Annotated in this window: 7 protein-coding genes and 1 pseudogene; 3 read left to right on the top strand and 5 right to left on the bottom strand. The window is 64.5% G+C overall.

The window, feature by feature from the left end:
- Positions 1-50: 50 nt before the first annotated feature.
- Positions 51-1625: a 2-polyprenylphenol 6-hydroxylase gene (ubiB, locus tag FJ423_RS13105; protein WP_140842258.1), complete on the bottom strand. Its 1575-nt coding sequence runs from the start codon at positions 1623-1625 to the stop codon at positions 51-53.
- A 43-nt stretch (positions 1626-1668) separates the two neighbouring features.
- Positions 1669-2445, bottom strand: a complete 777-nt coding sequence (gene ubiE, locus FJ423_RS13110; RefSeq protein ID WP_140842260.1) for a bifunctional demethylmenaquinone methyltransferase/2-methoxy-6-polyprenyl-1,4-benzoquinol methylase UbiE — start codon at positions 2443-2445, stop codon at positions 1669-1671.
- A 168-nt stretch (positions 2446-2613) separates the two neighbouring features.
- On the opposite strand from ubiE, the gene FJ423_RS13115 reads away from it, so the two are divergent.
- The 3 genes from FJ423_RS13115 to FJ423_RS13125 all read left to right on the top strand — a co-directional run bounded on the left by FJ423_RS13115 (position 2614) and on the right by FJ423_RS13125 (position 5149).
- Positions 2614-3588 (top strand): adenosine deaminase, encoded by a 975-nt coding sequence (locus tag FJ423_RS13115; RefSeq protein WP_095766265.1) that lies wholly within the window; start codon positions 2614-2616, stop codon positions 3586-3588.
- Between the two features lie 158 nt (positions 3589-3746).
- Positions 3747-4376 carry a uracil phosphoribosyltransferase gene (gene upp, locus FJ423_RS13120; RefSeq protein WP_027165262.1) on the top strand — a complete coding sequence of 210 codons (630 nt, stop codon included), beginning with the start codon at positions 3747-3749 and terminating at the stop codon, positions 4374-4376.
- Positions 4377-4582: 206 nt separating this feature from the next.
- Positions 4583-5149, top strand: a complete 567-nt coding sequence (locus FJ423_RS13125) for a TIGR02281 family clan AA aspartic protease (RefSeq protein ID WP_140842262.1) — start codon at positions 4583-4585, stop codon at positions 5147-5149.
- A gap of 108 nt (positions 5150-5257) precedes the next feature.
- On the opposite strand, the gene deoA is transcribed toward FJ423_RS13125, so the two are convergent.
- The 3 genes and pseudogenes from deoA to FJ423_RS34790 form a co-directional block, all read right to left on the bottom strand.
- Complete coding sequence (gene deoA / locus FJ423_RS13130) at positions 5258-6574, bottom strand: thymidine phosphorylase (protein ID WP_140842264.1); 1317 nt, start codon at positions 6572-6574, stop codon at positions 5258-5260.
- Positions 6574-7377 carry a purine-nucleoside phosphorylase gene (locus tag FJ423_RS13135; RefSeq protein WP_140842266.1) on the bottom strand — a complete coding sequence of 268 codons (804 nt, stop codon included), beginning with the start codon at positions 7375-7377 and terminating at the stop codon, positions 6574-6576. The genes deoA and FJ423_RS13135 overlap by 1 nt, the downstream gene beginning before the upstream one ends.
- A gap of 13 nt (positions 7378-7390) precedes the next feature.
- A pseudogene (locus FJ423_RS34790) lies at positions 7391-7508 on the bottom strand (cytidine deaminase); the annotation flags it as partial.

The raw sequence follows: 7508 nt of genomic DNA on the forward strand, positions 1-7508 counted from the left end.
GCGCTTGCAATGATAGCAATGCAATCAATCGGCGACAAGCCGTGTGGCGGTCAGAGCAATTTCCACGCTATGTAGATCAGCGTCAGCGCGATCACCCACAGCGCCACGCGGCCGGAGCGGGTGTGGCGCGCTTCTGCTCTCCCTATCGCATGCGCGGTCGCTTCGTCGAAGCGCAGGCCGTTTTCCGCCATCAAATCGATCTCGCGCGAGAGCCGCTCGGTGCGGGCCACAAGATCCGGCGCCTGCCTTGCCAGCGACACAAGGGCTCTGCCCGCGTCGCGCGCGTCGGTGAGCATGCCGCGCGGGCCGAGATTGCCCGCGATCCAGTCGCTGACCACAGGCTCGGACGTCTTCCACATGTTGAAGGCCGGATCGAGCGTGCGGGCGACGCCTTCGACAACCACCATGGTCTTCTGCAAAAGCACCAGCTCGGTCCGCGTCGCCATATCGAACAGCTCGGTGACTTCGAACAGCAGCGTCAGCAGCTTCGCCATCGAGATGGTCTCCGCCGACTGGCCGTGGATCGGCTCGCCGATGGCGCGGATCGCCTGCGCGAAGGCCGAGACATTGTGTTGGCGCGGCACGTAGCCCGCCTCGAAATGCACCTCGGCGACGCGCTGATAGTCGCGCACGATGAAGCCGTAGAGGATCTCGGCGAGGAAGCGCCGCTCCTTCTTGCCGAGCCGGCCTGCAATGCCGAGATCGACCGCGACGATGGTGCCGTTCGCCTCGACGAACAGATTCCCAGGATGCATGTCGGCATGGAAGAAGCCGTCGCGCAACGTGTGCCTGAGGAACGACTGGACCAGATTGGCGGCGATCGCCTTGAGGTCGTGGCCGGCGTCGGCAAGACCGGCGAGATCGTTCATCTTGATGCCGTCGATCCACTCCATGGTGAGGACATCGCGGCCGGTCCGCTCCCAGTCGACCGCCGGCACGCGGAAGCCCGGATCGTCCTTGGTGTTCTCGCCGAGTTCGGAAAGCGCGGCTGCCTCGAGCCTCAGATCCATCTCGATTCTGGTGGTCTGTGCCAGCGTCTCGGTCACTTCGACCGGGCGCAGGCGACGCGACGCGGGGATGTATTTCTCCTGCAGGCGGGCGGCAAGGAAATAGCTTTCGAGATCCTGGAAGAAGCGATGCCGCACGCCGGGCCGGATAACTTTCACCGCCACCTGCGAAGCGCTACCCTCGCGCACGATTTCGGCGCCGTGCACCTGCGCGATAGAGGCCGCCGCCACTGGTTCGCCGAAGCTCGAATAGAGATCGTCGATCCTGCGACCGAGAGAGGCTTCGATCGCATGGACCGCCTCCGCTCTCGGGAAGGTATGCATCTTGTCCTGCAAAAGCGCGAGGTCCAGCGCCATGTCGTTGCCGACGACATCGGGCCGCGTCGCCAGGAACTGGCCGAGCTTGACGTAGGAAGGTCCGAGCCGCACCACCGCCCGCGCCAGCCTGTCGCCCCGCTGATAGCTCAGCGCCCGGCGGCGGGTGAAAAGCCGCGCCACGCGCCAGCCGAATTTCGGCATTCCGGAAAGCTCTTCGCCCGGCAGCGCCGCGACGACGCCCTCGCGGACCAACACCCAGCCGGCCCTGGCGAGCCTGAAGGCGGCAGCGACGCTGCTCATAGCGCTGCCTGCTTCAAAGGGACCTGCTGCAAGGTGCCGCGCCTCAAAGCTTCCAGCCGGAATGAAGGGCGGCGATGCCGCCCGAATAGTTGCGGAAGGTGACGCGGTCGAAGCCGGCGCGGGTGATCATTGCTGCGAAATTCTGCTGGTTGGGGAACTTGCGGATGGATTCGACGAGATAGGAATAGGGCTCGCCATCGCCGGTCACCGCCTTGCCGATTTTGGGGATGGCGTTGAACGACCAGGCCTCATAGGCCTTGTCGAGCAGCGGCATGTCGACCTCGGAGAACTCCAGGCACAGAAACCGTCCGCCCCGCTTCAGCACCCGATAGGCTTCGTCAAGAGCGACCTCGATGCGCGGCACGTTGCGTATACCGAACGCAACCGTATAGGCATCGAAGCTGTCGTCCTCGAACGGCAATTCCTCGGCATTGGCCTCGACGAAGTCGGTGTTTGCGGCAAGCCCCAGCTTCTCGGCGCGGTCGCGGCCGACGGCCAGCATCGAGCCGTTGATGTCGAGCACCGTGGCATGGGCCTGGCGCTGGCTGGCCTCGATGATGCGAAAGGCGATATCGCCGGTGCCGCCGGCAACATCGAGCACCTTCCAGCCTGCCTTTTTGGGAGGATTCAGCCAGGCGACCATCGCGTCCTTCCACAACCGATGCAACCCGGCCGACATCAGATCGTTCATCAGGTCGTATCGATTGGCCACCTTATGGAAGACGTCATTGACCAGGGGCTGCTTCTCGCCTTCCCCGACCTTCCTGAAACCATAGGAGGTTTCCATGCCGCCCGCGGCCGTGGTTCTCTCAACCGACATTATTTTGATCCGCCATAAAACCGGCGGGACCATAGCCGATCGATGGTGCCGACGCTATTGTCCAAGGCGCGGTTTTCGGCCGCGCCTTCAAAACCCGGCAGGGAAAGGCCACGCATGATTTTCCGGCCAGAATCTGCGCGAGAGCAGCATATCGGACGGGATGACCGCATGATTTTGAAGGCCGAACTGCACTGCCACATCGAAGGGGCGGCGGCGCCCGAGCTCGTCGTCGCCCAAGCCCGCAAATACGGCAAGGACCCTTCGCCCTACATCCAGGACGGCTCCTTCGTCTGGCAGGACTTCACCTCGTTTCTCGCGGCTTACGATTTCGCTTCCGACCTGTTTCGCACGGAGGAGGACTATGCCCGCCTCGCCGACTACTATCTGACCAGCCTCGCCCGCGACGGCGCCATCTATTCCGAGATTTTCACCTCGCCGGACCACGCCAAAAAGGCCGGCCTGTCGCCAAAAGCCTACACGGATGCGCTGGGCGAAGGCATGACCCGCGCCAAGGCCAAGACTGGTATCGAGGGCCGCATGATCGTCACCGGCGTGCGCCATGTCGGGGTCGAGGCGATCGAGCAGGCGGCGCGCTTCGCGGCGCGCTGCGGCCACCCGCTGGTGACCGGTTTCGGCGTCGCCGGCGACGAGCGCATCGGCGACTTCGAGGATTATGTCCGCGCCTTCGAGATCGCGCGCGAAGCGGGTCTCGGCATCACCATCCATGCCGGCGAGCTGATGGGCTGGGAAAGTGTGGCGGCCGCCCTCGACCACATCCGCCCCTCCCGCATCGGCCATGGGGTTCGCGCCATCGAGAATCCGGACCTGGTCCGCCGCATCGCCGCCGAAGGCGTGGTGCTGGAATGCTGCCCGGGCTCCAATATCGCGCTGAAAGTATTCGACAGCTTCGCCGACCATCCCTTTCCGGCGCTGCGCGCAGCCGGCTGCAAGGTGACGCTCAACTCCGACGACCCGCCCTACTTCTGGACCTCGCTGAAGCGCGAATACGATATCGCCGCCGAGCATTTCGCCTTGAACGACAAGGCACTCGCCGGGATCACCAGAACGGCCATCGAAGCGGCCTTCGTGGACAAGAAGACCAAGGCGGTGCTGCTAAGCCGGTTGGACGCGAAGGTGCGGTGAGTGAGTAGGGGAGTAGTCGGTAGTCAGTAGTTATGCATTTGGCCGAGCGCGCATAGAGCGGTTGAAGGCAGGAGCTTTCCCCGAGGCGAGGACTCGCAAATCGGCTCACTATTCACTACTCACTACTGACTACTATCCCGAACCAGTCGGAGCACATCATGCAGGGCGTCACCGTCGTCGACCATCCCCTCGTCCAGCACAAGCTGACCATCATGCGCAAGAAGGAGACCTCGACGGCCGGCTTCCGGCGGCTGCTGCGCGAGATTTCGCTGCTGCTCGGCTATGAGGTGACCCGCAATCTCGAGCTGACCACGACCATGATCGAGACGCCGATCGAGGAGATGGAGGCACCGACGCTGGAAGGCAAGAAGCTGGTCTTTGCTTCGGTGCTGCGCGCCGGCAACGGCCTGCTCGAGGGCCTGCTCGACCTGGTGCCGGCCGCACGCGTCGCCCATATCGGCCTCTACCGCGACCACGAGACGCTTGAAGCGGTCGAGTATTTCTTCAAGGCGCCGAGCGATCTTGCCGACCGCCTGGTGATCGTCGTCGATCCGATGCTGGCGACCGCGAATTCCGCGATCGCCGCGATCGACAAGCTGAAGGGGCGCGGCGCCACCAACATCCGCTTCCTCTGCCTGCTTGCCGCCCCCGAAGGCATCGAGCGCTTCACCAAGGCGCATCCGGACGTGCCGATCTTCACCGCCTCGATAGACCGGCAGTTGAACGACAAGGGTTACATCATGCCGGGCCTCGGCGACGCCGGCGACCGCATGTACGGCACAAAGTGAGCGCCGTTCTTAACTGGCCGTTTACGCAAGCTTGCGGTTTCCCACACGCGTTAAAGTCGCACACACCATATCGGCATAAGGATGCAGGCCTTCGGGAGCAATTCCAGCAAAAGTGTGAAGCGGTTTTCCTTTCGGATTGCTCCAAACCAAAGGGATAGAGCGGTTCAACGTTTTCGTGAAACGGTGAAAACGCTTTAGGGGCATCCATGCTGCGCAAGCTTCTCATCCTCGGCATCTTTGCCGGAACTTCGGCTTCGATTCCGATCGTCTATCAGGCTAACCCGCATCTGGTGGACGGCCTGCTGAAATCGGCCGTCGCCCCGCAGCCGGCAGCCCCGGAGGCTCAGCCCCTGGTCAATCTCGCTTCGGTCCCGAACAAACCAGCCGCGCCGATGCCGCTCGGCCGCCAGGTGCTGGTCAATGCCGATGCGCGCGGCCACTTCACGTCGCAGTTCAAGCTCAATGGCCGCCAGATCGACGGCATGATCGACACCGGCGCGACGCTGGTCGCCATCAACACCTCGACGGCGCGACGGATCGGCGTCTCGCTCAATCCGTCCGACTTCAATCGACAGGTGAACACCGCCAACGGCGCGGTAAAGGCCGCCGTGGTGACGGTCGACCGCCTGCAGATCGGCAAGATCTCGCTCGATAACGTCCAGGCGATGGTGCTCGACGACAGGGCGCTGCAGACCAACCTGATCGGCATGAGCTTCCTGCAGCGGTTGCAGAAATACCAGGTCCAGGACGGCTCGCTGCTGCTCGTTCAGTAAATCCGACGTAAACAATTCCAGGAAAAGTGCGCAACGGTTTTCCGTCCGGAATTGCGTCAGCCACACAAGATAGAGCAGTTCACCGTTTCCGCGAAACGATGAACTGCTCTAGCGCGGCAGTATCCGCCTGAGCACGGTCTTTTCGGCGGGCGGTTTGGAACCGCCGATCGCATAAGCAGCTCGCACGGCCGCCGCCGCTGCCTCGGCCTCCGCATTGGTACGGGCATGCACCAGCGCCAGTGCCTCGCCCGGGCGCAGCTCGGCGCCGACCGGCAACAGCCGGGTCAGACCGACGGCATGATCGATCTTGTCGTCCGGATGGCTACGCCCGCCACCGAGCGTGACGACGACAAGCCCGATATCGCGCGTGGCGATGCCGGTCACGAATCCATCCTGTTCCGCCCTCACGGCCAGTTCGACGGGCGCAGTCGGCAAATATTTTTCCGCGTTCTCGATGAAATCGGCGGGACCGCCAAGCACGGACACCATTCGCGCGAAGACGGCCGCCGCACGGCCTCCGGCAAGCGCTTCAGTGGCGCGCCTGATACCGTCCTGGTTGGACGAGACGAGCCCCGCCGACTGCAGCATCTCGGCCGCCAGCGCCAGCGTCACCTCCTCCAGCCGCCGGTCGCGATATCGCCCGGTGAGGAAATCGACGGCATTCTTCACCTCGACCGCGTTACCGGCGGCCGAGGCCAGCGGCTCGTTCATGCCGGTCACCAGCGCTGAGGCGCTCAAGCCGGCGCCATTGGCGACCTCGACAAGGCTGTTCGCCAGGGCGACGGCATCGCGCGACTTCTCCATGAAGGCGCCGTTGCCGACCTTGACGTCGAGCACCAGCGAACCCAAGCCCGCGGCAAGCTTCTTCGACAGGATCGAGGCGGTGATCAGCGGCACCGATTCGACCGTTCCGGTGACGTCGCGGATCGCGTAGAGCCTGCGGTCGGCCGGCGCGAGATCGGCGGTCTGGCCGATGATGGCGCAACCGGTCTCGAGCACCGTCTTGCGGAAAAGCGCCACGTCCGGCTGGCTGGCATAGCCGGGGATGGCATCCATCTTGTCCAGCGTGCCGCCGGTGTGGCCGAGCCCGCGGCCCGAGATCATCGGCACACAGGCGCCGCAGGCCGCGACGATCGGCGCCAGCATCAGCGAGACATTGTCGCCGACGCCGCCCGTGGAATGCTTGTCAGTGACCGGGCCCGGCAGGTCGGACCAGTCGAGCACATCGCCGGAATCGCGCATCGCGATCGTCAGCGCCACCGCTTCCTCGCGGCTCATGCCGTTGAGGAACACGGCCATCGCGAAAGCGCCGACCTGGCCCTCGGAGATGGTGCCGGCCGTCAGCCCCGCGATGAAGGCCGCGATCTCGTCGGCCGAGAGCCTGTGGCCGTCGCGCTTGCGGCGGATGATCTCCTGCGGCAGCATCAGGCGGGCAAGCCGTCCTGGAAGACGCGCCGCAGGATCGTCGCCAGCCGCGCGCCGCCGACCGGCGCCATATCCTTGGTTTCCTGGTGCGAGAGTTCCGCTCCGGTCATGCCGGCCGCCAGGTTGGTGATGACCGAGCAGGCGGCGACCTTGAGCCCGAGGAAGCGGGCAAGGATGACCTCCGGCGCGGTCGACATGCCGACGGCGTTGGCACCCATGACGCGGGCCATGCGGATCTCGGCCGGCGTCTCGAAGCATGGTCCGGAAAACCACATATAGACGCCTTGATGCAGGGCCGTTCCGGTCGCCTTCGCCGCCTTTTCGATCGCGCCGCGCAAGCCGGCATCATAGGCCTCGGTGAGGCCGACGAAGCGGCGGTCGCTCGGCTCGCCGATCAGCGGGTTGGAGCCGGAGAAATTGATGTGGTCGGTGATCAGCATCACCGAACCCGGCCCCATTTCAGGATCGACCGAGCCGGCGGCATTGGTGAGGATCAAATGCGAGATGCCGATGCCGGCAAGCACCTCCAGCGCCGGCCGCATCGCCGCGGCATTGCCATGCTCGTAATAATGCGCGCGCCCCGACAGCATCAGCACCGGCGTGCCGGCGAAATGCCCGGCAACCACCTCGCCGGCATGGCCGGAAACACCGCTGCGCGGGAAGCCCGGCAGTTCGGCATAGGAGATGCGCCTGGCATCCTTGACCTGGTCGACCAGCCCGCCCAAGCCCGAGCCCAGCACGAGCGCCGCGGTCGGCGCCAGTCCGTCCAGCTTCTCGACCAAATGATCCAGCGCTTCCTTCATTTCAATCCGCTCTTCATTTCAAGATGTCGCCCCTGAAACCGTAGGGCAGCATGTCGCCCATGGTCACCGTCTCGGCCACGCCGGCGTTGTCGCAGAGATAAAGCTTCGTGTCCGGCCGGCAGAATTCCGCC

This window comes from Mesorhizobium sp. B2-8-9 (assembly GCF_006439475.1).
GTDB lineage: Bacteria > Pseudomonadota > Alphaproteobacteria > Rhizobiales > Rhizobiaceae > Mesorhizobium.